This window comes from Isoptericola sp. NPDC019693, from assembly GCF_044389085.1.
Classification (GTDB): domain Bacteria; phylum Actinomycetota; class Actinomycetes; order Actinomycetales; family Cellulomonadaceae; genus Isoptericola.
In genome coordinates this window covers 69,842-95,528 of sequence record NZ_JBIRXP010000004.1, presented here as the reverse complement: position 1 = coordinate 95,528, position 25,687 = coordinate 69,842, and the positions used below count along the sequence as shown (strand labels likewise).

The following is a 25,687-nucleotide window of genomic DNA, read 5'->3' as shown; positions in this document are numbered from 1 at the left end:
CAGTATGGACCTTGATGCGTCAGACGCGGATCAGCCCGCGCCGGTGCGCGACGGCGACCGCCTCCGCCCGCCCGGACACGCCGAGCTTCGCGAGCAGGTTGGACACGTGCACGCTGACCGTCTTCGTCGAGATGTACAGCCGCTCGCCGATCTGCCGGTTGCTGAGCCCCTGCGCGACGAGGACCAGCACCTCCTCCTCGCGCTCGGTGAGGAGGGACGACGTGCGGCGGGCGCCGGGAAGGGGCACGCGGGCGCGCCGGCCCCACGCGTGGATCGCGTCCGCGAGGGGTGCGGCCCCCATGTCGACGGCCTCGCCGAGCGCCTCGGCCGCCTCCACCTCGGCCGCCGGCACGTCGCCGGCGGCGCGCAGCGCCTGCGCCCAGCGGAACCGCGTCCGGGCCACCTCGTACCGGTACCCGAAGTCGAACTCGCGCACCGTCGCCTCCCAGAGCTCCGGCTCGGCCGGCGAGCCGGTCAGCGCGGCCCGCAGCCGGGAGTGCTCCGCCTCCGCGCGCTTCAGCCAGGCGCGTCCTTCCGGGCCGAGGCGCCCGCCGCGGGGCCGCCCGCGGCGTGCGGTCTCCCGCGCGACGGCGAGGAGGGCGTCGCCGCGGTCGATCAGGTCCTGGGCGGCGTCGGCGGCGTGCGAGCCGCTCTCCGCGTCCTCCGCGAGCGCCGCCAGGGCGAGCGCGGACAGCCAGATGCGGCCGAGGAAGAACTCGGACCAGGTGGTGCCCAGGTGGGTGGCGACCTCTTCCGCCGTCGCGACCGCCTCGTCGTACCGGCCGGCCCAGGTCAGGGCGTCGGCCTGGGTGCCTCCGGCGATGAGCGCGATCTGGCCGTCGTTCCCCCAGTGCGCGCGCATGTCCTGCGCCGCGCCGATCGCGTCCCCGCCCTCGCGCGCGACCCGCGCGTACAGCCCGCCCGCGGAGAGGTACGGCACGACGCTGGCCGGGGCGCCCTCGGGCAGGGGCCACGGGGCGAGGTCGCCCGTGATGTACGCGCGGATCTGCGCGAGGTCGACCATCTCCAGGCCGTACGCGCCCCAGGTGACGCCGGTCGACCGTGCGCGCTCCATGCCGGCGTCGAGCACCCGGGCGGACAGGTCGAGGCGGCCCGCGTAGAAGTGGGTGGCGGCCAGGTTGTACCAGCAGCGCATCTCGGTGCGCAGGTCGCCCGCGGCGACGGCGCGCTGCCGGGCGAGGTCGAGCAGGTCGGCGGCGGCGTCCGGCGTGCCGACCTCCAGCATGGCGAGGGTCGTCAGGGCGTCGGCCTCGGCGTCGGGGGCGTCGGCCCGGCGCGCGACGTCCACGGCCTGCCGCGCGAACGCGCCGGCCTCGTCGTCCCGGTCGTTGTTGAGCAGCACGCGGGCGTGCACGGCGAGCGTCCACGCCAGCTCGGAGGTCGCGGCGTCGTCGGGCACCTGGGCGCCGGCGGCCGGCCCGCCGGCGCCGGTCGCGCCGGGCAGCAGCACGTCGAGCGCGCGGGTGGACTGCGCCAGGGCGTCGTCCAGGTCCTCCAGGTCCAGGACGTACCGCACCAGCACGTGGCGCAGGCGGGCCTGGCGCTCCGGGTCGTCGTCCAGCCCCTCGACGGCGCGCCGGGCGAGCTGCTCCGCGCGCGACGCCTGCCCCGCGGAGCTGGCGGCCGCCGCCGTGTCGAGCGCGACGTCGACGCGGTCGGTGCCGAGCAGCTCCGCGGCGTCGGGCACCGACTCCCACAGGGACAACACCTGCTCCAGGTGCCGCAGCTCCTCGGCGGGGGCGAGCATCGTCGCCGCGCTGCGGGCGGCGTCCCGCGACGCGACGAGCGCGGCGGGCAGGTCGTGGCCCTCCAGGGCGTGGTGGGCGCGCTTGGCCGCCTTCCCGAGGGCGGGGTCGGCCGTCAGGGCGTCGAGGTAGGCGCGGTGCATCCTGGTGCGCTCGCCCGGCAGCAGGTCGAGGACGAGCGCCTCCGCGACGAGCGCGTGGCGGAACGCGACCTGCTGCCCCTCGACGCCGAGCACCTGCTGCGCCACGGCCTCGCGCAGCGCCGCGTCGGCGGCACCGGGGGCCTCCAGCCCGGGCAGGCGGGGCGCGGTGGCGCGCAGCAGCGCCTCGTCCACCTGGCGCCCGGCGACGGCCGCGAGCCGCACGAGCTGCTGCACGGCCGGGTCGAGGCGTTGCAGCCGCGCGTGCAGCACGTCGGCCAGCGACCACGGCAGGCCCGCGGAGGACTGGCCCGCGTCGAGCAGCTCCTCGGCGAAGAACGCGTTGCCGTCCGACCTGCTGCGCACGGCGTCGAACTCCGCCTCGTCGAGGGGCTCGCCGCGGGTGGCGGTGGTGAACTCGCGCAGCTCGTCCGGGGTGAACGGGGAGAGCTCGACGTGCTCCACCGGGCGCTGCCGGTACAGCTCCGCCAGGACGGGGCGCAGGGGGTGGCGGCGGTGCAGGTCGTCGCTGCGGTACGTGGCGACGAGCAGCAGGTGCTCCGACCGCAGCCGGGCGACGACGAACCGCAGCACGTCGCGCGTGGACTCGTCCGCCCAGTGCACGTCCTCCAGGACCAGCACGAGCGGCGAGCCGGCACGCCCCGCGGCGGCGAGGCTGCCCGCGACGCCGTCGAGGAGCTGGAGCCGCTCCGCGTGGTCGGCGCCGTGCTCGGCGCCCCCGGCGGGGTCGAGCAGGCGGGCGAGGGCGGGGCGCTCGGCCACCACCCCGGCCACCGCCGGGACGCCCCGCAGCTCCGTCAGGGCCTCCGTGAAGGGCAGGTAGGGGATGCCGACGTCGCCCAGGTCCACGCAGTGCGCGACGACGACGCGCGCCCCGGCGTCCCGGGCGGCGTCCGCGAGGTGCGTCACCAGCCGCGTCTTGCCCACCCCGGCGTCGCCGCCGAGCAGCAGGACGCCGGGCTCGCCCTCCGCGGCGCGCTCCAGGGCGGCGCGGAAGGCGGTGACCTCCTCCTGGCGGGCGATCAGGGGCACCTCGCTGGAACGTCGCACCAGGTGATCGTCCCACCCTGCACCCACACCCGCCGCAGGATTTCCGGGGGTGCCCCCGGTCGCGGAGCCCGTTCCCGTGACCGTCCCCGCGCCGGTCCCGGTGCGCGTTCCGGGCACCGCCGCCACGCGGGGCACGTCACGCGGCCCGGCGGCCGGCGCCGTCCTCCGGCCGCAGCGCCTCCAGCCCCTGGGAGATCTGGCGGGCGCGGCGGGTCACCTGGAGCTCCCACGCACGGGCGTCGGTCCGCGCCGCCACGGCGTCGAGCGTCGCGCCGAGGCGCTGCACGGCCTCGCGGTCCGCGGCCCGGGACCGCGCCCGGCGGGCCAGGTCGCGGACCCCGCGGCCCAGGGCCACCGCCCAGGCGGGGGCACCCCGCCGGTACGACTCCGCCAGGCGCTCGCGGCGGTACTCCAGCTCGGCCAGGACAGCCAGGTCCCGCGACGTCGACTCGTTCATGTCCTCGTCCCCTCACCGGCCGGGGTCCCGGCCCTCGTGCCGGCCACCGCCGGCTGCTCGATCTCGTGGTGACCACGCTCGTCCTGAGGCCCCCGGCCCCGGATCGGGCAACCGACCTGTCTTCGGGGCCGGGGGTACCTCAGACGCGCCACGACCAGGGCGTCCGCCCGTCTGAGGTACCTCCGGGACCGGCCCGGCGCGGTGCGGTCGAGGCTTCGCCCGCGCCAGCCGTTGCGACCTGGGTCACAGCGGTCGCACACTGAGGGGACCGGACCGATACGGGGGTGGACTCGTGGCTGGATCTGTTGCAGGCGCGTTCGACGCGCTGCCGATGCTCGGGCGTGGCAAGCACCGCAACCCCAAGAAGGGCGCGTGCTTCATGGAGCTGGCGTCGTTCCTGGCCGGTGAACGCTGGAGCGACCATCCGCAGTGCACGCACCCGCTGCTCGCGATGCTGGCGCGCGCGGTGAACGACCTGACCTCCGACGGGAACCGGCCGCAGCTCGCGCCGCTCATCCCGTCCGTCATCGGGCTGACGAGCAGCGACCCGCGGTGGGACGTGCGCATCGCGCTGCGCGCCGCGCAGACGGCCCTGCCCGTCGCGCCCGCCGACCGGCAGCAGACGCTGGCGGTGGCGATCATCGGCGCGGAGCGGATGCTCGACGCCCTGGACGGTCGTCCCGAGGGCACGCTCGACCCGGCCAGCGCCGACGCCCTGGCCGCGTCCCCGAAGACGGCCGAGTGGGCGTACCGGTTCTGCGAGGGCACGCGCGTGCGGCCCAAGCGGTTCGTCCGCGACGCCGCGCCGTCCGTCGTGTCGACGGCGGTGCAGGGCATCAGCGAGGCCTTCGTGCCCGACACCGACGCGCGGCTGCGCACCCTGCTCGCAGCCACCATCGACGACGCCCGTCGCTGGGCCGGCCACACCGACGAGGACCGCCCGGCGCTCGTCGAGGAGCAGTGGGCCCCCGTGGTGAAGACGGTCCCGTCCGCCTGACCCCATGCCGAGGGAGTTCCGGTCGTGCCGAGGTAGTTCGGGTGGCCGTGGCGTCCTGCGCGGGCGTCTCTGGTAGACCGGAGCCGTGACCGACAACCCGCTGGAGCAGCTCACCCTCGACGACCTGCGCCGTCGCACGTCCGTGAAGTGGCGCGCGTACCCGCCCGACGTGCTGCCGCTGTTCGTCGCCGAGATGGACACGCCCGTCGCGCCCGTGGTCGTCGACGCCGTGCAGCGCGCCCTCGCCCTCGGGGACACGGGCTACGACCTGGGCGCCACCTATGCCGAGGGGCTCGTCCCCTTCGCGCGGGAGCGCTGGGGGTGGACGCCGGACGTCGGGTCCAGCCGCACGATGCCGGACGTCATGGTCGCGATCGTCGAGACGCTGCGCGTCCTCACCGCGCCCGGCGACGCCGTCGTCGTCACGCCGCCCGTGTACCCGCCGTTCTACGGCTTCCCCGGCAACGAGGGACGGCAGGTCCTGGAGGCGCCCCTGGGGGCCGACCTGCGGCTCGACCTCGGCTCCCTCGAGGAGGCTTTCGCGCGCGCCACCGGCGCCGCCGCGCACGGTACGGGGCCGGGGTCCGGCCGCCGCGCCGTCCTGCTGCTCTGCAATCCGCACAACCCGACCGGCACCGTGCACACCCGTGCCGAGCTCGAGGCGGTGCTGGCGCTCGCGGACCGGTACGACGTGCGCGTGGTGGCCGACGAGATCCACGCCCCGTTCACGTTCGAGCGCGTGGCCGAGGGTGCGCCCGCGTTCGTGCCGCTGCTGTCGGTCGCCGGCTCGGAGCGGGCGGTCGTCGTGCACTCCGCGTCCAAGGCGTTCCAGCTCGCGGGGCTGCGGGCCGCGGTCGCGCTCGCAGGGCCGGGCGCGGCGGACGACCTGCGCCGCATCCCCGAGGAGGCGGGCCACGCCGTCAACCACCTCGCGGTGCTGGCGCACGCCGCCGCGTACCGCGACGGAGGGTCGTGGCTCGACGCGCTGCTCGACGGGGTGCACGCGAACCGTGCGCTGCTCGCGCGCCTGCTGGACGAGCACGCGCCCGCCGTGCGGCTGCAGCCCGCCGACGCCACCTATCTCGCCTGGCTGGACCTGCGCGCCGCCCTGCCCGGCGGCGTCCCCGCCGCCGAGGCAGCCGCCTTCGTCCTGGAGCACGGCCGCCTCGCCCTCGAGGACGGCGTGCGCTTCGGCGCCGGTGGCGCGGGGTGGCTGCGGCTCAACCTCGCGACGTCGTCGGCCGTGCTCACCGAGGCCGTGCAGCGACTGGCGCGGGCCCTCGGCACGGTCTGAACTACCTCGGCGCGGCCGCGACTACCTCGGCGGGGCCGGGACTACCTCGGCGCGGGCTGGACTACCTCGGCGGGGTGGGGACTACTTCGCGAGGTAGTCCGGGGCGGGCCCGACGCCGAAGGCTTCCTCCAGGGTGGCGGTGCCGGTGAGGTGCATCGGGACCGACAGCTCCGTGCCGACGTACCTCAGGTGCCAGGGCTCGGGGGCGTAGCCGGTCACGGCCTGCCCGCCCTCCGGGTACCGCACGACGAACCCGTGCCGCCACGCCTGGGCGGCCACCCAGCGCCCGGTGTCGGTGCTGCCGAACTCGGTGTACGGGGCGCCCGCCTCGGCGACGTCGGCGGCGAGACCGGTCTGGTGCTCGGAGTGGCCCGGGCGGGCGGAGAAGGTGTCGGCGGCGCGCCGGCCGTGCTCGTCGACGTACCGCCCGTACAGGCGGGCCTGGTACTCCGCCGAGCGGTAGCCGGAGACGAGGACGAGCTCGTGGCCCGTGGCCTTCTGGGCGGCGGTGGCCAGCCGTTCCAGAGCCCGGGCGGCGTCGGGTCGCAGCAGGTCGTGCGCGCCGAGGGCGGGGACGTCGGGACGCACGAGGCCGTCCGAAGCCCAGTCGCGCGGGGCGAGGGGGTGGGCCTTGTTCACCAGCACCGTCGGGTCCGCGGGGTCGGACGACGGCGCCCACGTGCGGGCCAGGACCGAGTCGCCGCCCGGCCGCGGGTCGGGGAGCGTGGAGCTCGCGGCCGAGGCCGGGACGGCCGTCCCCGCGACCATCAGGGCGCCCGCCAGGGCGCCCGTCACGACGGGGCCACGAAATCTATGCACGACCGTGACCACGACACGGGGGGACATGCTGACCAGGTTGCCAGGAAGCCGATAATCTCGCCAAGGTGCGCCGCCGACACCGCCTCGCCCTCGCCGCTCTCCTGACCCCCGTCGTCGGCGTGCCCCTGGTGGCCTGCACCGGCTCCGACGTGCCGCCCGCGGAGCCCGCCGCCGAGGCGCTCGCGACGGCGCTCCGGGCCGGCGACGTGAGCGACGTGTCGCTCCAGGCGCAGGGCTCCGTGGACGTGCAGACGCAGCTGTCCGAGGTGCTCGAGCCCCTGGTCGACGCGTCGGGCGAGCGGGAGCGCAGCGTGACGGTGGCCGACGTCGGCAAGCCCGTCACGAAGGACGGCGCGACGACGGCGGTGGCCACCCTGGACTGGTCGTGGCCCGTGGGGCGGGACGTCACGTGGCAGTACAGCACCGACGTCGACCTCGCCTACACGCCGCCGGAGAGTGGCGACGGCGAGGGCACCTGGCGGGCGGTGTGGCGGCCGGACGTGCTCGTGCCCGACCTGGAGCCGGGCGAGCGGCTGCAGGTCAGGACCCTCGACGCGGACCGCGGCGACCTGCTGGACGGCGACGGCAAGCCGATGGTCACCGAGCGGGGCGTCTGGCGCATCGGGGTCGACAAGACGGCGGTGGAGGGGCTCGGGCAGGAGTCCGCGGCGCGCGACCTCGCCCAGCTGGTGGGCCTCGAGCCGAACGAGTTCTTCGCCCGGGTCGAGGCCGCCGGCGACAAGGCGTTCGTCGAGGCGATCACGATCCGCCAGGAGAACCCGGGCGTGGACTTCACGGTGGACGAGGCCCGGGAGATCATCGGCGTCCAGGCGGTCGAGGACACCCTCGAGCTGGGGCCCACGAGCACGTTCGCCGCGCCGATCCTGGGCCGCGTCGGCGAGGCGACCAAGGAGATCGTCGAGGAGTCGGACGGCGCCGTGCAGGCGGGCGACGTCGTGGGGCTGTCCGGCGTGGAGCGTGCCTACGACGACCAGCTCACCGGTGCCCCGGGCGTGCTGGTGCGCGTGGTGCCGTCCGGGGACGGCGCCGTCGGCCTCGACGGCGAGCCCCGGGAGGACGACGACGAGGCCCGCGAGCTGTACCGCGTGGACGCCGTGGACGGCACGCCCGTGGCCACCACCCTCGACCAGCACCTGCAGAAGCACGCGGAGAACGTGCTCGACGACGTCGACCCGGCCAGCGCGATCGTCGCGATCCGGCCGTCCGACGGCGCGGTGCTCGCGGCCGCGAGCGGGCCGGGCAGCGAGGGCTGGTCCACCGCGACGCTCGGCCAGTACCCGCCGGGCTCGACGTTCAAGGTGGTGGACGCGCTGGCGATGCAGCGCGCCGGCCTCACCCCGGACTCGGAGGTCGCCTGCACCGACACCATCACGGTGGACGGCCGCACGTTCGGCAACGTGCCCGGCTACCCGGAGTCGGCCACCGGCGACGTGCCGCTGCGCACGGCGTTCGCCCACTCGTGCAACACGGCGATGATCGCGCAGCGCGACAAGGTGGCGCAGGCGGACCTGGCGACCGCGGCCTCCGACCTGGGGCTCGTGGACGACGAGGTGGCCTCGCCGGTGCTGGGCGTGCCCGCCTTCCTCGGCGCGGTTCCCGCCAAGGCCGGCGGCACGGAGCACGCGGCGTCGATGATCGGGCAGGGCAAGGTGCAGGCGTCGCCGCTCGGGATGGCGACGGTCGCCGCGAGCGTCGCCGCGGGCCACCGGGTGCAGCCCGTCCTCGTGCGAGACGAGGCGGGCGACGAGGCGGACGCCTCCGCGTCGCCGTCGGCGGAGGCCTCGGCCGAGGAGAAGGCGCCCCAGGAGCCCTCGACGCCGGGGGTGGGCGAGGACGAGGCCGCGGTGGTGCGCGACCTGATGCACGGTGTCGTCACCGAGGGCAGCGCGGACATGCTGCAGGACGTGCCGGGCATCGTCGGCGCCAAGACGGGCACCGCCCAGTACGGCGACGGGTCGCAGCAGCACGTGTGGATGCTCGCGATCGTCGACGACCTCGCGGTGGCGGTCTTCGTCGAGGACGGCCACCGCGGGTCGGACACCGCCGGCCCGCTCATGGAGGACTTCCTCGACGGGCTGTGACCGGCCAGGCGCCGTGCTGGTGCGGCGGGGCGTGGTCGCTCGGCGCGGCAGTCTCTGCTCAGTGCGGCAGTTCGAACTGCCGCGCTGAACGGAAAGTGCCGCGCCGACGGTGCGGTCAGCGGCCGAGGCGCTGCCCGCGCTCGTGGACCCGGCCGGCGCCGCGGCCACCGTCGGCGGCGCCGTCCCAGGTGTACACCTCGGTGCCGGTGACGAACACGTGCTCGGCGCGCGACCCGACGTCGAGCGGGTCGCCGGACCAGACGACGACGTCGCCGTCGAGCCCGGGCGTCAGCGCGCCGACGCGGTCGTCGAGGCCGAGGAACGACGCCGGGTTCACGGTGAGCGCCTCGAGCGCGACCTGCGGGTCCAGGCCCTCCTTCACCGCGAACGACGCCTGGTGCACGAGAAAGTTGATCGGCACCACGGGGTGGTCGGTCGTGATGGCGATGCGCACGCCGGCCTCGGCGAGGCGGGCGAGGTTCGCGATGTCGCGGTCGCGCAGCTCCACCTTGGAGCGCGACGTGAGCAGGGGGCCGTAGATCACCGGCACGTCCAGCTCGGCGAGGACGTCGGCGATCGCGGCGCCGTCCGTGCCGTGGTTGACGACGAGCCGGTAGCCGAACTCGTCGGCGAGGCGCAGCGCGGTCGCGATGTCGTCGGCGCGGTGGGTGTGCTGGTCCCAGGCCAGCTCGCCGGCGAGCACCCGCGCGAGCGTCTCCTTGCCCAGCTCCCGCCGGAAGGGCTCGCCCTTGGCCTCGGCGGCGTCGCGCTGCGCCGCGTAGTGCTGCGCGTCGAGGAACGCCTGCCGGATGACGGCGGCCACGCCGAGGCGCGTGGACGGCTGCTTCTTCTGCTCGCCGTACACACGCTTGGGGTTCTCGCCGAGCGCGGACTTCACCGAGACCGCGTCGCTGATCACCTGCTCGTCGACGGTCCGCCCGCCCCACGTCTTGATCGCGACGGTCTGGCCGCCGATCGGGTTGGCGGAGCCCGGCTTCACCACGACGGACGTCACCCCGCCCGCGAGGGCGTCCCGGAAGCCCTCGTCCTCCACGTTGATCGCGTCGAGCGCGCGCAGGTGCGCGCCGTCGGGCCCCGTCTTCTCGTTGGTGTCGTCGCCGGCCCAGCCCTCGGCCTCCTCGTGCACCCCCACGTGCCCGTGCGACTCCACGAAGCCGGGCAGCACCCACCGGCCGCCCGCGTCGAGGGTGCGCACGCCGTCCGGCACCGCGACGTCCGCGCCGACGGCCTCGATGACACCGTCCGTGATCAGGACCGTGCCGTGCTCGATCGGCGGCCCGTCCACCGGGACGACGTAGCCGTTCGTGATCGCGACGGACGAGCGGGCGGTGCGGATCGGTGCGGTCATGCACCTCATCCTGCACGGTCGTCGCGCATGGTCGCCTCGCGACCGGACAGGGCAGAGCCGGCGCGCCGGGGGGCAGGGGCCGCGCCGGCTGCCGGGCGTTCTGCCGGGGGACGCGGATGCCGCGATAGCGTCGGCGGATGCCGACCCGCCACCTCCACGTGCTGCGCCACGGCGCGGCGGACCCGTTCGGCGAGCTGACCGCCGAGGGGGAACGACAGGTGGAGCTGGCCGGACGCCGGCTCGCCGCGCTGCCGATCGACGCCGTCTGGCACTCGCCGCTGCCGCGCGCGGTCCGGTCCGCGCAGGTGCTCGGGGCGCAGCTCCCGGGCGTCCCGGTCCGGGAGGCGGTCGAGCTGATCGACCACGTGCCGTACCTGCCCGACCCGATGCCGCGCGCCTGGGCGGGGTTCTTCGACGGGTACGACGCCGCAGAGGCCGCCGAGGGCTCGCGGCTCGCGGCCGCGCTCACCACCCGGTTCGCCCGCGCCGTCGACGTCGAGACCCACGAGGTGCTGGTCACCCACGCCTTCCAGGTCGCGTGGCTGGTGCGCGACGCCCTCCGTGCGCCGCCCACGAGCTGGCTCGGGCTGCCCTACGGCAACGCCGCCCTCACGACCATCGAGTACCGCGACGACCGCTCCTCGTCCCTGATCGTCTACAACGATATGGGTCACCTGCCGCCCGACCTGCGCTGGACCGGGTTCGGCCCGGCCGAGCGCCCCTGACGGCCGCCCGGCGCGCCCGGCGGGGGTCGGTGGCGGCTCACACCGTCGTCGGCACGTTCTCCTCCAGCTCGGCGAGCCAGGCGGCGGCGGACGCGTCGGACGGCATCCGCCAGTCCCCGCGCGGCGAGAGCGAGCCACCGGCGGAGACCTTGGGCCCGTTGGGGATGGCGGAGCGCTTGAACTGGGACGAGAAGTACCGCCGGAAGAACACCGTCTCCCACTTCCGGATGGTCGCGAGGTCGTAGGCGGACCGCTCGTCGTGCGGGAAGTTCGGCGGCCACTCGCCGGCGTCGGGGTCGCGCCAGGCGTGCCAGGCGAGGAACGCGATCTTGGACGGCCGCAGCCCGTGCCGCAGCGTCCAGAACAGGGTGAAGTCCTGCAGCGCGTACGGGCCGATGGCCGCCTCGGTGGACTGCGGCGCCTCGCCCTCGCCGGCCGGGACGAGCTCGGGGGAGATCTCCTGGCCCAGGATCTCGAGGAGCAGGGCGTTCGTGTCCGCCTCGAACTGGCCCGAGTCGGCCACCCACCGGATGAGGTGCTGGATGAGCGTCTTCGGCACGCCCGTGTTCACCGCGTAGTGCGACATCTGGTCGCCCACGCCGTACGTGCACCAGCCCAGCGCCAGCTCGGACAGGTCGCCGGTGCCGAGCACGATGCCGCCGCGGTGGTTGGCGAGCCGGAACAGGTAGTCGGTGCGCAGGCCGGCCTGCACGTTCTCGAACGTGACGTCGTAGACCTTCTCGCCGGCGCCGAACGGGTGGCCCAGGTCGCGGAGCATCTGCTCGGCGGCGGGCCGGATGTCGAGCTCCTCGAAGTGCACGCCGAGCGACGTCGCGAGCCGCGTGGCGCGGTCCTTCGTCTCCGACGACGTCGCGAAGCCCGGCATCGTGATCGCGTGGATGTCGGTGCGCGGCCGGCCGAGGCGGTCCATGGCGCGGGCCGCGACGATCAGCGCGTGCGTCGAGTCCAGGCCGCCGGACACCCCGATGACGATCTTCGGCTGCCCGATCGACCGCAGCCGCTGCTCCAGCCCGGCCACCTGGATCGAGTACGCCTCGTAGCAGTCTTGGGCCAGGCGCTGCGGGTCGTCGGGCACGAAGGGGAAGCGGTCCACCTTGCGGCGCAGGCCGACGTCGCCGGCCGGCGGGTCGACCGTCCACAGCACGGTGCGGAACCCCTCGACGCGGGCGCCGAGCGCGCGCCGGTTGTCGTCGAACGACCCCATCCGCAGCCGCTCCTGGCGCAGCCGGTCGAGGTCGACGTCGGCCACCGACCGCCGCGCGCCGTCGGGGAAGCGCTCGGTCTCGGCGAGCAGGTCGCCCACCTCGTAGACCATCGTCTGGCCGTCCCACGACAGGTCGGTGCTCGACTCGCCCTGCGCGGCCGCGTAGGCGTACGCGGCCAGGCCGCGGTGCGACGCCGAGCGCACCATGAGCCGCCGGTCCTCCGCCCGGGCGACGGTGATGGGGCTCGCGGACAGGTTGAGCAGCACGGTCGCGCCGGCCAGGGCGGCCTCCGCCGACGGCGGCACGGGGACCCACAGGTCCTCGCACACCTCGACGTGCACGACGAGGCCCGCGACGTCGTCGGCCGCGAACAGCAGGTCCGGCCCGAACGGCACGGGCTCCTCGGCGAAGGGGAGCGTCACCGTGGCGCCGCGGCGGTCGTCGCCGGGGGCGAACCAGCGCTTCTCGTAGAACTCGCGGTAGTTCGGCAGGTACGACTTGGGCGCGACGCCGAGCACCCGGCCGCCCTGCACGACGACGGCGCAGTTCAGCAGCCGGTTGCCGACCTCCAGCGGCGCGCCCACCACGAGCAGCGGGCGCAGGTCGGCGCTCGCCTCGACGATCGTCGCGAGCGCGTCCGACGTCGCCTCCAGCAGCGTGTCCGCGAGGTGCAGGTCGTCGATGGCGTACCCCGAGACGCACAGCTCGGGGAAGACGGCGACCGCGACGCCGTCGTCGTGGCACGCGCGCGCCTCGGCCAGGACCGCGGCGGCGTTCGCGCGGGGGTCGGCGACGGTGACGGGGACGGTGCAGGCCGCCACGCGGGCGAAGCCGTGGGCGTAGGCCGAGGTGAAGTCCACCCCCCGAGTGTAGGAACGCCGCCCGCCCCCGCGAGACTTGTCAGGACCAGGGGCGCATCAACCCAGCGCTGGCCCTGACAGCTCGGGCGGGTGGGTCGCTAGGGTCGGGCCGTGCACCTGAACCTCGCGCGTCGCCGTCGCGCCGTCGTCGTCCTGCTCGCCGCTGCTCTGACCCCGGTGCTGGGCGTCGCGGTCGCGCAGCCTGCCAGCGCGCACGACCGGCTCCTGTCGTCCGACCCCGCCGACGGCGCCACCGTGGACCGGGCTCCCACGGAGCTCACCCTGCGGTTCAGCGCCGACGTGCTGGCGGCGGGAGCGCAGGTGGCGGTCACGACGGCGGACGGCACCGTCCCGACCGAGGTCACCGTCGACGGCGACGAGGTGGTGGCCCCGCTGCCGGACGACCTGCCCGCCGGGGACTGGGACGTCGCGTGGCGCGTCGTCTCCTCCGACGGTCACCCCATCGAGGGCGAGCTGGCGTTCACGGTCGCCGCGGCGTCGCCCTCGCCCAGCCCGTCGGCCTCCCCGAGCGCGTCGCCCTCCGTCGCGACGGCGAGCACGCCCCCGAGCCCCAGCACGACGCCGACGGCGTCCGCGGGGCACGTGCACGAGGGCGGGGGCACGCCCGGCGTGGACCTGGACGCCGACGGGGAGGCCGGGTGGGCGACCGCGTGGCTGTTCCCGGTGGCGGTGCTGGCGGTGGTGGGGGTCGCGGCCGCCGTCCTGCTCCAGCGTCGCCGTCGCGCGGCGCTCGACGACGACGCCGGCACGGAGCGACCGGACGAGCCGCGCGAACCTCACGGACCGGGCGAAGGGCCCGGAAACGGCGGCCGCCCGGCCTCCTGAGCGCGGGCCTCGCCCGGCGATCTGTCCCGCCATGGCGGCAGATACCGGGACAGATCCCGTGCCGGAAAGGTTCCCGATCCGAGGTGTCCGGCACGCCACGCGCGGAAAAGTCGCAGGAATCCGCGGATGTTCCCTAGTGTGTTCCCCGTCCACCCGGCGTGCGCCGGGGTGGCGCACGAACGTGACGACGCGCGGGTCGCGTGCGTCGTGAACCGGAGAAGGGATGCACATGTCGCTGAACAAGTCCGAGCTGGTCTCGGCCATCGCCGGCAAGGCTGAGCTCAGCAAGGCGGACGCGGAGAAGTTCCTCGGTGCCTTCCAGGAGGTGCTCGAGGAGTCGCTCGCCAAGGGCGAGGCGGTCAAGGTCACGGGTCTGCTCTCGGTCGAGCGCGTCGAGCGCGCGGCCCGTACCGGTCGCAACCCGCGCACGGGCGAGGAGATCCAGATCCCGGCCGGCTTCGGTGTGAAGATCAGCGCCGGCTCGCTGCTGAAGAAGGCCGTCGCCAAGTGATCCTTCGCTGACCCGGCCACCGGTCGGGTCAGCGCTCCGGAGGCCCGCCGCTCGCACCCTGCGAGCGGCGGGCCTCCGGCGTTCGCGGAACGTTCTCGACCCGAACCCGTCGCAGCTGGTCCTGCTCGCCGCCACGGAGCGGCTCGTGGCGCGGTACGGATTCCAGGGCGCGAGCTCGCGGGCGATCGTCCGGGAGGCGGGCCACCGGAACAACTCGGCGGTCACGTACCACTTCGGCTCCCGGCAGACGATGCTCGACGCGCTGTACCACTGGCGCAGCACGCCGATCAACGCCCATCGCGCGCGCCTGGTCGCCGAGCTGGTGGCCGAGGGGCGCGAGCGGGACCCGGAGGCGCTGGTGCGGGCGTACGTGGTGCCGTTCGTGTCGGCCGTCGAGGGGATGCGACCCAGCTCCTGGGCCCGCTACACGCAGGCCGTGCTGCAGGACCGACCGCTGGTCTTCATGGACTGGGTGCGGCGCGACGTGAAGCGCTACGAGGGCGTCGACGTGCCGGTGGCCACGACGCTCGACCTCCAGGACATGATGCGCGCCGTGGCGTGCGACGGCGTCGAGCCGCTGGCGGGCCTGCGGGTCGCGATGGTCTCGCGCGCGGTGGTGGCCGCCGTCGCGGCGTGGGAGGCCGACGACGAGCGCGGCGTCCTCGACACCCCGCCGCTCGACGTGCTCACCGACCAGCTGGTGCGCTCCGCCACGGGGATGCTCACCGCCTGACCGCGGGGGCGTCCCCCCTGCTGCGGTTCACGGGCTCAGGTATGAGACACCTGTCTCAACCGCGCGGGGGAGCGGCGGTCGCTGAGGTCGTTCAGAGGTCCCCGGTCTTCTCGAGGCGCTTCATCGCCACCCAGCCGATCGGCACGCGGGCCCAGTACGTCACGACGCGGTAGAGCATCGTCACGGTGACGGCCAGGGACGCGGGGATGCCGGCGGTGGTGAGCCCGGCGATGAGCGCGCCCTCGACGCCGCCCAGGCCGCCCGGGGTGGGCACCATCGCGCCGACGGAGTTGCCGACCAGGTAGATGACGGCGACGTCGATGAGGTTGAGCGACTGCCCGAACGCGGCCAGGGCGAAGTCGAACGCCAGCACGTAGCCCAGCGTCATGATGACGTTGCCGCCGAGGCCCAGCGCCAGGCGCGTGGGCTGGCCCAGCATCTGCGACAGCCGCGGCCACACCTGCTCCAGCGTCGGTCGCGCCTTCTCCCACGCCCACCGGCGCACGGTCGGCACCAGGAGCGTGGCGACGACCGCGACGGCGACGCCGGCGATCGCCAGCAGCACCGTCGTCGACGGCAGGTCGATGAGGCCGCCGGAGCCGGTGAGCACCGACAGCACGACGAGCAGCAGCACCGTGACGACGAACTGCGACAGCTGCACCAGGGCGACGGTCGCGACCGCCATCGGCGTGGACACGCCGCGGCGCGTGAGCATGCGCAGGTTGAGGGCCGCCGGCCCGATCCCGGCCGGCGCGGCGAGCGCGACGAACGAGCCGGCCATCTGGGTGAGCGTGGCGCGCCACAGGGGCAGCCGCTCCGGGGAGAAGGCGCTGAACGTCAGCGCCGCCCCGAACCAGGTGATCGCCCCGAGCAGGAAGGACGCCGCGACCCACCACGGGTTGGCCTCGGAGATCGCGGAGGCGATCTCCTCGAAGTTCAGGGTCGTGACGACCACGGTGACGGCGACGATCGTCAGCGCCAGCGTGACGACCGTGCGCGCGCCGAACCGGGTGATGTTCTGCGGCTGGACGTCGGCCTGCGGCAGCCGCTCCACGAGCGCCTCGCGCAGCTCGTCCAGGAGGCCCTTCGTGCGCCGCACCTCCTCGCGCGTCGGGCTGGGCAGCGCGATGGACTGCAGGAGCGGCCCGATGGCGGCGATGTCCTCGTCGGGCAGGGCCCGCACCGCGGAGGCGAGGGCGCGCCGCGCGCCGACCCGGAGGGCCAGGAGGGCGAGCATCTGCGTGAGGTCCAGGCGCCGCGACAGCGTGCCCGACGCGATCTCGCCCTGCTCCCACCCGGTGAGCCACACGTGCGGCGCGCCGGCCAGGTCGCGGTGCACCAGGACGACGTCGGGCGTCAGCGCGTGGTGCGTCAGCCCGGCGTCGTGCGCCCGCCGCAGCTGCTCCCACGCCTGGGCGAGCACCGCGTCGCCGCGGGCGCCGTCGAGGTCGTCGGGCTCGAGGTCGCGCAGCGAGACGGCGCCGCGCGCGTGCTCCTGCACCAGCACGACCGAGTCGTCCGCCACGCCGATGCCCTCCAGCCGCGGCGTGCGCACCCCCGCCGCCTGGGCGGCGTACGCGAGGAGCGCGGTGCGCTCGGCCGCGGCGCGCAGCGAGATCGCCGCCCGGCCCTCCAGGCCGCGCAGCCGCAGCGCCCGCCACAGCCGCTGCACCGTCGTGAGCACCTGGCGGTCGCCGTCGAGCACGACGACGTCGCGGCGGGGCTCGCCGTCGCCCGTGAACAGCGCGTACACCCGGTTGTCGCCGGAACGGGTGAGGGCCACGGCGGCCGCGTCGGCGGTCGTGGGGTCCGGCGGCAGGGTCACCTCGTCGTCGGTGGGCGCGTGGACGACGTCGCCGTCGGCGTCGTACGACGCCACCGGGTCCTCCGGCACCGCGGGCGCGCGGTCGGCGTCCACCTCGTCGTCGACGACGGCCGAGACGTCGCGCACGCGGACCAGCGCCGTCGCCTGGAAGCCGGCCCGGCGCACCGCCGCCACGAGGTCGGCGCCGTACGCGCGCTCGCTGCGCACGCCGGACACGTACTGCACGGCCTGCCCTGCGAGGCGTCCCAGCAGGAGCGCGACGAGCACGCCCGGGAGCGACACCTGCCCGGTGATGAGCACGATGAACAGCGCCAGGTACAGCACGTTCCACGACCAGCGCACCGAGCGCCGGCGGGTGCGCGGGCCGGCGGTGGTGAGCAGGCCGGCGATCGCCGCGACGTACTCCGGGATGGTGAGCTGCCACACCCCGTCGCGGAACACCGACAGCCCGCGCACCAGCTCGTCGCTGCCGAACCGCGAGATGGTCAGCGACGCGGTCACGCCGAGCACCAGGCCGAGGGCGGCCGCGCAGATGGACTCCACGACCTGACGGCCCAGCCGGCGCCAGCCCAGCTCGACGAGCACCGCGGCGGGCACGAACAGGGTGATGAGCCCCTCGAGCACCTGGACGGGGACGAACAGGATGCGCGCCAGCAGGGAGCTGAACGTCCGCACGTCCTGGGTGACGCCCTCGGTGGTGGCGTGCGCGACCACCGACAGCACCAGCACGAGGGCCACGCCCAGCGCGCTCACCACCATGCCGAGCATGTCGGACGGGTGCCGCACGCGGGCCTCGGGGGTGTCCACGACGCGCACGAGGTCGGCCGTGGTGCCGTGCTCGGACGCGTCGCCGCCCAGCAGGGCCTGCAACGGACCGGTGGGTGGCGCGGCCTCCGACGCCGGGTCCCGGTGCGACGGATCCCCGGCGGGACCCGCGGTGCTCGCTCCGGACATGCCGGAAAGTCTAGGTGGAACCGGGCCTCACGGCCTGTGACACGAGGTGGAGAGCGGTGGTAGGTTCCCGGACCACGATGCGTAACCGCGTCCGGCTGTGACCCACACCCGTGACGAGGGCGACACGACGGCGTGCTAGAACGTCCGCATCGTGACGAGTCCGCGGCCACCCGCCGCGGCCGGCCTGGACGAAGGGGACCATGACCATGAGTGCCATCAGAGGCTCGCGACGGCTGCTCGCAGGCGCCGCAGGGACGGCAGCGCTGGCGCTGGTGCTGACCGCGTGCGGCGGCGGCTCCGGCGGCAGCGGCAGCGGGGACGGCGACGGCGGAGGCAGCGCCGAGTCGATGGTCATCGGGACCACGGACAAGATCACGTCGCTCGACCCGGCCGGGTCGTACGACAACGGGTCGTTCGCGGTGATGAACCAGATCTACCCGTTCCTGCTGAACACCCCGTACGGCAGCCCGGACGTGGAGCCGGACATCGCCGAGTCGGCGGAGTTCACGTCGCCCACGGAGTACACGGTGAAGCTCAAGCCGGGCCTCAAGTGGGCCAACGGCAACGACCTCACGTCCTCCGACGTGAAGTTCACCTTCGACCGCCAGCTCGCGATCGCGGACGAGAACGGCCCGTCGTCGCTGCTGTACAACCTCGCCTCGGTCGAGACGCCGGACGACACGACCGTCGTCTTCACGCTGAAGAGCGAGAACGACCAGATCTTCCCGCAGATCCTGTCGTCGCCCGTGGGCCCGATCGTCGACGAGGACGTCTTCTCGGCCGACGCCGTCACGCCGGACCAGGAGATCGTCGACGGCAAGGCGTTCGCCGGCCAGTACTCGATCACGAGCTACAAGGCCAACGAGCTCATCAGCTACGAGGCGTACGAGGGCTACCAGGGCGTCCTGGGCGCGGCCAAGACGCCGAAGGTCGCCGCCAAGTACTTCACGGACGCCTCCAACCTCAAGCTCGAGGTGCAGGACGGCTCGGTGGACGTCGCGTTCCGCTCGCTGTCGCCCACCGACATCGAGGACCTGCGCGGCGACGACGCGGTCAAGGTCGTGGACGGCCCCGGCGGCGAGATCCGCTACATCACGTTCAACTTCAACACGCAGCCCTACGGCGAGAAGCAGGCGGACGCCGACCCGAAGAAGGCGACCGCGGTGCGCCAGGCGGTGGCCGACCTCATCGACCGGCAGGCGCTGGCCGACCAGGTCTACAAGGGCACCTACACGCCGCTGTACTCCTTCGTGCCCGACGGCCTGACCGGCGCCACGGAGCCGCTCAAGGAGCTGTACGGCGACGGCCAGGGCGGGCCCGACGCCGACAAGGCGAAGAAGACCCTCGAGGACGCCGGCGTCACCACGCCGGTCGAGCTCAACCTGCAGTACTCGAACGACCACTACGGCCCGTCGTCGGGCGACGAGTACGCGCTCATCAAGGACCAGCTCGAGGAGAGCGGCCTGTTCACGGTCAACCTGCAGACCACCGAGTGGGTGCAGTACTCCAAGGACCGCACGGCCGACGTCTACCCGGCGTACCAGCTCGGCTGGTTCCCGGACTACTCGGACGCGGACAACTACCTCACGCCGTTCTTCCTCAAGGAGAACTTCCTGGGCAACCACTACGTGAACCAGGACGTGGAGGACATGATCCTCGAGCAGGCCGTCACGGCCGACGAGGCGAAGCGCACCGAGCTGCTGGGCCAGATCCAGGAGGCCGAGGCCAAGGACCTGTCGACCGTCCCGTACCTGCAGGGTGCGCAGGTCGCGGTCACGGGCGCCGACGTCACGGGCACGGAGGACACGCTCGACGCGTCGTTCAAGTTCCGCTACGCCGCGCTGGCCAAGGGCTGAGAGACGGAACCGAGCTCTTCCCGTGGCCTCACGTAGTACGGCAGGAAGCGCACTGGGACGCTACATCCTGGTGCGCTTCCTGCTCATCATCCCCACCGTGTTCATCCTGGTCACCACCGTCTTCGTGCTCATGCGCGCGACCGGTGACCCCATCACCGCCGCACTCGGCGGCAAGCTGCCGCCCGACCAGCTCGCCGAGCTGATCCACGCGGCCGGTTACGACCGCCCCATCGTGGTCCAGTACTGGGAGTACCTCACCGGCATCTTCTCCGGCGACTTCGGCACCACGATCAGCGACAACCGGCCCGTGACCGAGGTCCTCACCACGTACGGCACCGCGACCCTGGAGCTCGCCTTCTACGCGATCCTCGTGGCGCTGGTGCTGGGCGTGCCGTTCGGCATGGTCAGCGGCTACTTCCGCGACCGCCTGCCCGACGCGGTGCTGCGCATCCTCGCGATCCTCGCGTACGCGACGCCGGTGTTCTTCGCCGGCCTCATCCTCAAGCTCGTGTTCTCCGTCTGGCTGGGCTGGTTCCCGGTGGCCGGCCGGGTGTCCACGGACGGGGAGATCGCGATGCAGCTCGCCGGGGCGGACTCCGGCTTCATGCTGGTCGACGCGTTCAAGACCGGTGACCCCGAGGTCGTGCTCGACGTGCTCTCCCACGCCGTGCTGCCCGCCGTCGCCCTCGGCCTGCTCACGGCCGGCGTGTTCCTGCGGCTCGTGCGCACCAACATGATCGGCACGCTGGGCACCGGGTACGTCGACGCCGCCCGCTCGCGCGGCGTCAAGGAGAGCCGGCTCGTGCGCAAGCACGCGTGGCGTCCGGCCCTCATCCCGATCATCACCGTGGCCGGCATGCAGGTCGCGATGCTGCTGGTGGGCGCCGTGCTCACCGAGACCACGTTCGAGTGGCGCGGCCTCGGCTTCCAGCTGTCGGAGTACCTGCAGGCGCGCGACTTCGTCGCCGTCCAGGGGATCGTCGTGCTGATGGCCGTGGTCGTGGCGGTGACGAACTTCCTCGTGGACGTCCTCGCCGCCCTGATCGACCCGAGGGTGAGGTACTGATGACCAGCGGAGAGATCACGAGCGTCGGCACGGCCGGCGCGGCCCCCGAGCACGTCGACGGACGCGGGGCCTGGTTCAGGAAGCTGCCCGTGGTGCACCAGGTGCGCCAGAGCGTCGGGCTCCAGCGGGGCATGCTCATCGCGGGCCTCGTCCTCACGGCCCTGTTCGTGCTGGTCGCGGTGCTCGCGCCGCTGCTCGCGCCGTACGGCTGGTCGCAGCTGCGCGACCTCGACGGCGCGTTCGGCGCCCAGCAGCCGCCGTCCGCGGAGCACTGGTTCGGCACCACGGTGGGCGGCTACGACGTGCTGTCCCGCGTCGTGTGGGGCGCCCGCACGGCGCTGCTGGTGGTGCTGGTGGCGGTGGCCTCGTCGATCGTCGTCGGGGTGCTGCTCGGCCTGGTCTCCGGGTACTTCGGCGGCTGGCTCGACCGGGTGCTCGTGGTGATCGCGGACGCGATCTACGCGTTCCCGTCCCTGCTCCTCGCGATCCTGCTCGCGATCGTCATCTCGGGCGGGCAGTCGAGCATGTGGGGCGGCATCCTCGCCGCCGCGCTGTCGATCACGGTGGTGTTCGTGCCGCAGTACTTCCGGGTGGTGCGCGCCGAGGTGGTGCGCATCAAGGCGGAGGCGTTCGTCGACTCGGCGCGCGTGCTCGGCACGGGGCACTGGCGCATCATGACGCGCCACGTGCTGCGCAACTCCACCCGCACGCTGCCGCTCATCGTCACGCTCAACGCGTCGGAGGCGATCCTCACGCTGGCGGGGCTCGGCTTCCTGGGCTTCGGCATCGAGCCGACGGCGGCCGCGGAGTGGGGCTACGACCTGCAGCGCTCCCTCGCCGACGTCACCTCCGGCATCTGGTGGACGGCGCTGTTCCCGGGCCTCGCCATCGTGCTCGCCGCCATGGGCATGACGCTCATGGGCGAGTCGCTGAACGACCTGGCGGACCCGCGCCTGCGCTCGCGCGCACGGTCGGGACAGGTGGCGGGCGCGGTCGCGGCGACGTCGGTCGAGGCGGACGCCTCGGACCCGACGAACCCCGCCTCCGCTGAGCAGGGCGAGAACCCGAAGGGAGGCGACGCATGAGCGCCGCCGCAACGAACGGCACCGTCGCGACGCACGGCGCCGTCGCGAGGATCACCGACCTCGCGGTCTCGTTCGCCACCGACGCCGGCCCCGTGCGGGCGGTCGACGGCGTGAGCCTCGAGGTCCGGCCGGGGGAGGTGCTCGCCGTCGTCGGCGAGTCCGGCTCGGGCAAGACCGTCACCGCCAAGACCATCCTGGGCCTGCTGCCCGAGACGGCCACCACCAGCGGCGCCGTCGTCCTCACGGGGCGCGACGGCGCGACGACGGACGTCGTGAACGTCTCCGCGGCGAAGCTGCGGCAGGTGCGCGGCCGCGACGTGGCGATGGTGTTCCAGGAGCCGTCCAGCGTGCTCAACCCCGTGTACACGGTGGGGTGGCAGATCGCGGAGGGCATCCGGGCGCACGGCGAGGTGTCGAAGAAGGAGGCGCGGCGCCGCGCGATCGAGGTGCTCGGCACGGTCGGCATCCCCGACCCGGAGCATCGCGTGGACCACTACCCGCACCAGTTCTCGGGCGGGCAGAAGCAGCGCATCGTCATCGCGATGGCGCTGGTGCTGGGGCCCAGCCTCATCGTCGCGGACGAGCCGACGACCGCCCTGGACGTCACCGTCCAGGCGGAGATCCTCGACCTGCTCCGGCGGCTGCGCGACGAGACGGGCACCGCCATCGTGCTCATCACGCACAACATGGGCGTGGTGGCCGACCTGGCCGACCGCGTCGCCGTGATGTACCAGGGCAAGGTCGTGGAGCAGGCGCCGGTGCGCGACCTGTTCGCGGACCCGCAGGCCGACTACACGAGGGCGCTGCTCAAGGCCGTCCCGCGCGTCGGGGAGGGCACCGTCCGCGCCGTCGAGCGCAGGGCGGCCCGGCCCGAGGGCTGGGTGGAGGCGGAACCGGTGGTGCGGGCCGACGGCCTCACGATCACCTACCCGGGCCGCTTTCGGCAGCCGGCGTTCACGGCGGTCGACGGCGTGGACCTCGCGATCCGGCCGGGCGAGGTGCTGGGCCTGGTGGGGGAGTCGGGGTCGGGCAAGACGACGATCGCCCGCGCCATCGCCGGCCTCACGCCCGTCAGCGGCGGGTCGCTGCGCGTGCTCGGCACCGAGATGCGCGGCGCCAGGGGTCGCGACCTCAAGGCGATGCGCCCACGGCTGGGGTTCGTGTTCCAGGACCCGGCCACGTCGTTCAACCCGCTGCTCACGATCGCCGAGTGCGTCGCCGAGCCGCTGGTGGTGCACGGGCGGGCCCGCACGGCGGAGGCCGCGCGCGGCCGCGTCGACGAGCTGCTCGAGGCGGTCCAGCTGCCCCGCAGCTACGGCGACCGGTTCCCGCACGAGCTGTCCGGCGGGCAGCGGCAGCGCGCGTCCCTGGCGCGCGGGCTGGCTCTCGACCCGGAGCTGCTGATCGCGGACGAGCCGACGTCGGCCCTCGACGTGTCGGTGCAGGCGCGCGTGCTGGAGCTCTTCGCCGAGCTGCAGAAGGAGCTGGGCTTCGCCTGCCTCTTCGTGTCGCACGACCTCGCGGTCGTGGACCTCCTCGCCGACCGCATCGCGGTGCTCTACCGCGGGCAGCTGGTGGAGGAGGGCACGGGCGAGCAGGTGCTGGGCGGCCCGCGCGAGGACTACACCAAGCAGCTGCTGGCCTCGCTGCCGCTGCCCGACCCGGAGGCGCAGGCCGCGCACCGGGAGGGCCTGCACGCCCTTCGGGCGTCGGCGGGCTGACCCGCAGGGACGCGCTCGGCCCCGCTCAGAGGCCGAGCGCGTCCTTCCACTCCTGCGGCAGGAGCGCGTAGCCGACGAACGCGACGACGTCGAGCAGGGTGTGCGCGACGACGAGCGGCACCACCCGCTGGCGACCCCACCGGCTGGTGTAGAACCACGAGAAGACCACGCCCATCACGACGTTGCCGAAGAACGGCCCGATGCCCTGGTACAGGTGGTACGAGCCGCGCAGCAACGAGCTCCACACCACGAACCACACCCGTGACCAGCCGAGGTCGCGCGTGCGCTCGTGCAGGTACGCGACGGCCACGACCTCCTCGAGCAGCCCGTTCTGCAGGGCGGCGACGACCAGCACCGGCACCGTCCACCAGTGCTCGTTCAGGGCGCTGGCCTGCACGGACACGGTGATCCCGAGGGCGCGCCCCAGCAGGTAGAACGCCAGCCCAGGGATGCCGATGGCGGCGGCCAGGGCGAACCCCCACGCGACGTCGCGGCCGGGCCGTGCGTCCTCGAGGCCCCAGTCGAGGCCGATCCGGCGACGCGTGGCCCGCCACGTCGTGCCCGCCCGCCCGCTGAGCAGGTACAGCGCCAGCGCGACCGGGACGAGCGCGAAGGCGACCCCCAGCAGCTGGTAGGTGAGGTCGAGCAGCGAGCGGTCGGACCGGCTGGCGTTGAGGGTCGCCGACTGCTCGGCGAGGGGCGTGTCGGCCGTGAGTCGCGCGACGATGTTGACCAGCGCGTACACGCCGCTCTGCCCCAGGCTGAGGCCGAGCACGATCCAGATCTCGGCGGTGGTGCGCCGTCGCGCGCCGGGCGTGGTGGCGGGCGCGACGGGGGAGAGCAGCGTGGGGGACGGCTCGACGGTCACGGGCCCAGGGTAGGGCGGCCGCCCGGTCGCGGCTCCCAGACGGCGGTCAGGTCGTCAGTCGTCGCGCGCGGGGCGGCCCGGGCGCCGGGCGGGCGGCGCGTCGCGGGGCAGCCGGCCGGCGTCCTTGAGCGCCCGGCGCAGCAGCAGGTCGATCTGGGCGTTGACGCTGCGCAGGTCGTCGGCGGCCCACCGGGCGACGGCGTCGTGGATGGCGGGGTCGAGGCGCAGCAGCACCTGCTTGCGCGTGGGCCGGGCAGGGCGGGCAGGACGCCCCGAGCCCGGGGACGACGGCGCGTCGTCCCCGGGCTCGTCGTCCCCTGGTGCAGGGGCGGCGGGCGTCACTGGTACAGCGATCCCGCGTTGACGACCGGGGTGGCGCGGCTCTCGCCGCACAGCACCACCAGCAGGTTGGACACCATCGTGGCGCGGCGCTCGTCGTCGAGCGTGACCACGCCGTCCGACTCGAGGCGGTGCAGCGCGTCCTCGACCATCGACACGGCACCCTCGACGATGCGCGACCGTGCGGCGATGATCGCGCCCGCCTGCTGGCGCTGCAGCATCGCCTGGGCGATCTCCGGGGCGTAGGCCAGGTTGGAGATGCGGGCCTCGACCACCTCGACGCCGGCGACGGCGACGCGGGCCGCGACCTCCGTCGCGATCTCCGCGGACACCAGCTCCGTGGCGCCGCGCAGCGACTCGACGCCGTCACCGCCGTCGTACGGGTGGGACATCGCGACGTGCCGCAGCGCCGACTCGGCCTGCACGGAGACGAAGTCGTCGTAGTCCTCGACCGCGAAGCTCGCCTTGGCCGTGTCGGCCACCTGCCAGACGACGATCGCGGCGATGTTGATCGGGTTGCCGTCGGCGTCGTTGACCTTGAGCTCGCTGGTCTCGAAGTTGCGCACGCGCACGGAGACGCGGCGGCGGGTGGTCAGCGGCACGGTGAGCACCAGGCCGGTGCGGCGGATCGTGCCGAGGTAGCGGCCGAAGAGCTGCACGACGAGGGTCTGGCCCGGGCTGATGACGCCGATGCCGGTGAGCAGCAGGACGGCCACGAGGAGCGCGAGGACGCCGAGCACGACCAGTGCGGTGCCGCTGGCCAGAGCGGCGACGCCGGCGCCGCCCAGTACGAGGATCAGGAGCACGGCGACGAGCGCGCCCCCGGCGCCGAGGGACCAGGCGGAGCGCTCCTCGACGTCGACGCGGGTGCCGTCGTGACCGACGGGCCGTCCGGTGGGCGCCCCGCCCACGGAGTCCTGGACGGGGGTGGTGCTCTCGGGCATGGCAGCTCCTGTGCTCGGGCCGGGTGGTCCGGCGATGCGATAGCAAAGTGATATCACATTAATAGGGCCTTGTGCGAGGGGGTGGATACTGCGATGCTTGGCAAACAGGTTTG

The 25,687-nt window shown here is 74.3% G+C and carries 20 protein-coding genes; 11 read left to right on the top strand and 9 right to left on the bottom strand.

Going from position 1 to position 25,687, the window contains the following annotated elements:
• Window positions 1-19: 19 nt before the first annotated feature.
• Window positions 20-2,977 (bottom strand): AAA family ATPase, encoded by a 2,958-nt coding sequence (locus tag ACH436_RS12970; protein WP_430560605.1) that lies wholly within the window; start codon window positions 2,975-2,977, stop codon window positions 20-22.
• A gap of 136 nt (window positions 2,978-3,113) precedes the next feature.
• Window positions 3,114-3,434, bottom strand: coding sequence for a hypothetical protein (locus tag ACH436_RS12965; RefSeq protein WP_430560604.1), 321 nt, complete (start codon window positions 3,432-3,434; stop codon window positions 3,114-3,116).
• A gap of 292 nt (window positions 3,435-3,726) precedes the next feature.
• Here ACH436_RS12965 and ACH436_RS12960 point away from each other — a divergent pair, with 292 nt between their 5' ends.
• Window positions 3,727-4,431, top strand: a complete 705-nt coding sequence (locus ACH436_RS12960; RefSeq protein ID WP_430560603.1) for a hypothetical protein — start codon at window positions 3,727-3,729, stop codon at window positions 4,429-4,431.
• Window positions 4,432-4,516: 85 nt separating this feature from the next.
• The gene (locus ACH436_RS12955) at window positions 4,517-5,725 is read left to right on the top strand and encodes a MalY/PatB family protein (RefSeq protein ID WP_430560602.1); all 1,209 of its coding nucleotides are present in this window, start codon (window positions 4,517-4,519) and stop codon (window positions 5,723-5,725) included.
• Between the two features lie 81 nt (window positions 5,726-5,806).
• On the opposite strand, the gene ACH436_RS12950 is transcribed toward ACH436_RS12955, so the two are convergent.
• On the bottom strand, window positions 5,807-6,571 hold the full coding sequence (locus tag ACH436_RS12950) for a D-alanyl-D-alanine carboxypeptidase family protein (RefSeq protein ID WP_430560601.1): 765 nt from the start codon (window positions 6,569-6,571) through the stop codon (window positions 5,807-5,809).
• A gap of 38 nt (window positions 6,572-6,609) precedes the next feature.
• Between ACH436_RS12950 and ACH436_RS12945 the strand changes: the two genes are divergently transcribed.
• Complete coding sequence (locus tag ACH436_RS12945; RefSeq protein ID WP_430560600.1) at window positions 6,610-8,646, top strand: penicillin-binding transpeptidase domain-containing protein; 2,037 nt, start codon at window positions 6,610-6,612, stop codon at window positions 8,644-8,646.
• 115 nt (window positions 8,647-8,761) lie between these two features.
• On the opposite strand, the gene ACH436_RS12940 is transcribed toward ACH436_RS12945, so the two are convergent.
• Window positions 8,762-10,015 (bottom strand): amidohydrolase, encoded by a 1,254-nt coding sequence (locus ACH436_RS12940; RefSeq protein ID WP_430560599.1) that lies wholly within the window; start codon window positions 10,013-10,015, stop codon window positions 8,762-8,764.
• A 137-nt stretch (window positions 10,016-10,152) separates the two neighbouring features.
• On the opposite strand from ACH436_RS12940, the gene ACH436_RS12935 reads away from it, so the two are divergent.
• On the top strand, window positions 10,153-10,740 hold the full coding sequence (locus tag ACH436_RS12935; protein ID WP_430560598.1) for a histidine phosphatase family protein: 588 nt from the start codon (window positions 10,153-10,155) through the stop codon (window positions 10,738-10,740).
• Window positions 10,741-10,777: 37 nt separating this feature from the next.
• Here the strand turns inward: ACH436_RS12935 and ACH436_RS12930 are convergent, their stop codons facing one another.
• Window positions 10,778-12,826 (bottom strand): NAD(+) synthase, encoded by a 2,049-nt coding sequence (locus ACH436_RS12930; protein WP_430560597.1) that lies wholly within the window; start codon window positions 12,824-12,826, stop codon window positions 10,778-10,780.
• 111 nt (window positions 12,827-12,937) lie between these two features.
• Between ACH436_RS12930 and ACH436_RS12925 the strand changes: the two genes are divergently transcribed.
• From ACH436_RS12925 to ACH436_RS12915, 3 genes are all read left to right on the top strand, one after another.
• The gene (locus tag ACH436_RS12925; RefSeq protein WP_430560596.1) at window positions 12,938-13,672 is read left to right on the top strand and encodes a copper resistance protein CopC; all 735 of its coding nucleotides are present in this window, start codon (window positions 12,938-12,940) and stop codon (window positions 13,670-13,672) included.
• Window positions 13,673-13,901: 229 nt separating this feature from the next.
• A complete protein-coding gene (locus ACH436_RS12920; RefSeq protein WP_429730220.1) occupies window positions 13,902-14,183 on the top strand; it encodes an HU family DNA-binding protein in 282 nt (93 codons plus the stop codon).
• Window positions 14,184-14,190: 7 nt separating this feature from the next.
• Complete coding sequence (locus ACH436_RS12915) at window positions 14,191-14,916, top strand: TetR/AcrR family transcriptional regulator (RefSeq protein ID WP_430561019.1); 726 nt, start codon at window positions 14,191-14,193, stop codon at window positions 14,914-14,916.
• A gap of 91 nt (window positions 14,917-15,007) precedes the next feature.
• Here ACH436_RS12915 and ACH436_RS12910 read toward each other — a convergent pair whose 3' ends face one another.
• The gene (locus tag ACH436_RS12910; protein WP_430560595.1) at window positions 15,008-17,695 is read right to left on the bottom strand and encodes a flippase-like domain-containing protein; all 2,688 of its coding nucleotides are present in this window, start codon (window positions 17,693-17,695) and stop codon (window positions 15,008-15,010) included.
• Window positions 17,696-17,901: 206 nt separating this feature from the next.
• Between ACH436_RS12910 and ACH436_RS12905 the strand changes: the two genes are divergently transcribed.
• The 4 genes from ACH436_RS12905 to ACH436_RS12890 are packed head-to-tail and all read left to right on the top strand — an operon-like array spanning window position 17,902 to window position 23,423.
• The gene (locus ACH436_RS12905) at window positions 17,902-19,551 is read left to right on the top strand and encodes an ABC transporter substrate-binding protein (RefSeq protein WP_430560594.1); all 1,650 of its coding nucleotides are present in this window, start codon (window positions 17,902-17,904) and stop codon (window positions 19,549-19,551) included.
• A 22-nt stretch (window positions 19,552-19,573) separates the two neighbouring features.
• Window positions 19,574-20,617: an ABC transporter permease gene (locus ACH436_RS12900; RefSeq protein WP_430560593.1), complete on the top strand. Its 1,044-nt coding sequence runs from the start codon at window positions 19,574-19,576 to the stop codon at window positions 20,615-20,617.
• Window positions 20,617-21,702 (top strand): ABC transporter permease, encoded by a 1,086-nt coding sequence (locus tag ACH436_RS12895; protein WP_430560592.1) that lies wholly within the window; start codon window positions 20,617-20,619, stop codon window positions 21,700-21,702. The genes ACH436_RS12900 and ACH436_RS12895 overlap by 1 nt, the downstream gene beginning before the upstream one ends.
• On the top strand, window positions 21,699-23,423 hold the full coding sequence (locus ACH436_RS12890) for a dipeptide ABC transporter ATP-binding protein (protein ID WP_430560591.1): 1,725 nt from the start codon (window positions 21,699-21,701) through the stop codon (window positions 23,421-23,423). The genes ACH436_RS12895 and ACH436_RS12890 overlap by 4 nt, the downstream gene beginning before the upstream one ends.
• A 25-nt stretch (window positions 23,424-23,448) precedes the next feature.
• Here the strand turns inward: ACH436_RS12890 and ACH436_RS12885 are convergent, their stop codons facing one another.
• From ACH436_RS12885 to ACH436_RS12875, 3 genes are read right to left on the bottom strand one after another with little or no spacing between them, the layout of a single operon-like run.
• The gene (locus ACH436_RS12885) at window positions 23,449-24,291 is read right to left on the bottom strand and encodes a CPBP family intramembrane glutamic endopeptidase (RefSeq protein ID WP_430560590.1); all 843 of its coding nucleotides are present in this window, start codon (window positions 24,289-24,291) and stop codon (window positions 23,449-23,451) included.
• Between the two features lie 54 nt (window positions 24,292-24,345).
• Window positions 24,346-24,633 (bottom strand): hypothetical protein, encoded by a 288-nt coding sequence (locus ACH436_RS12880; protein ID WP_430560589.1) that lies wholly within the window; start codon window positions 24,631-24,633, stop codon window positions 24,346-24,348.
• Window positions 24,630-25,574, bottom strand: coding sequence for an SPFH domain-containing protein (locus ACH436_RS12875; RefSeq protein WP_430560588.1), 945 nt, complete (start codon window positions 25,572-25,574; stop codon window positions 24,630-24,632). The genes ACH436_RS12880 and ACH436_RS12875 overlap by 4 nt, the downstream gene beginning before the upstream one ends.
• Window positions 25,575-25,687: the final 113 nt, after the last annotated feature.

What these genes read in the sequence shown, in the direction of transcription:
- ACH436_RS12905 (WP_430560594.1), top strand. Translation starts at nt 17,902, where the DNA reads ATGAGTGCCATCAGAGGCTCGCGACGGCTGCTCGCAGGCGCCGCAGGG.
- ACH436_RS12875 (WP_430560588.1), bottom strand. Translation starts at nt 25,574, where the DNA reads ATGCCCGAGAGCACCACCCCCGTCCAGGACTCCGTGGGCGGGGCGCCC.
- ACH436_RS12890 (WP_430560591.1), top strand. Translation starts at nt 21,699, where the DNA reads ATGAGCGCCGCCGCAACGAACGGCACCGTCGCGACGCACGGCGCCGTC.
- ACH436_RS12940 (WP_430560599.1), bottom strand. Translation starts at nt 10,015, where the DNA reads ATGACCGCACCGATCCGCACCGCCCGCTCGTCCGTCGCGATCACGAAC.
- ACH436_RS12965 (WP_430560604.1), bottom strand. Translation starts at nt 3,434, where the DNA reads ATGAACGAGTCGACGTCGCGGGACCTGGCTGTCCTGGCCGAGCTGGAG.
- ACH436_RS12895 (WP_430560592.1), top strand. Translation starts at nt 20,617, where the DNA reads ATGACCAGCGGAGAGATCACGAGCGTCGGCACGGCCGGCGCGGCCCCC.
- ACH436_RS12950 (WP_430560601.1), bottom strand. Translation starts at nt 6,571, where the DNA reads ATGTCCCCCCGTGTCGTGGTCACGGTCGTGCATAGATTTCGTGGCCCC.
- ACH436_RS12935 (WP_430560598.1), top strand. Translation starts at nt 10,153, where the DNA reads ATGCCGACCCGCCACCTCCACGTGCTGCGCCACGGCGCGGCGGACCCG.
- ACH436_RS12920 (WP_429730220.1), top strand. Translation starts at nt 13,902, where the DNA reads ATGTCGCTGAACAAGTCCGAGCTGGTCTCGGCCATCGCCGGCAAGGCT.
- ACH436_RS12910 (WP_430560595.1), bottom strand. Translation starts at nt 17,695, where the DNA reads ATGTCCGGAGCGAGCACCGCGGGTCCCGCCGGGGATCCGTCGCACCGG.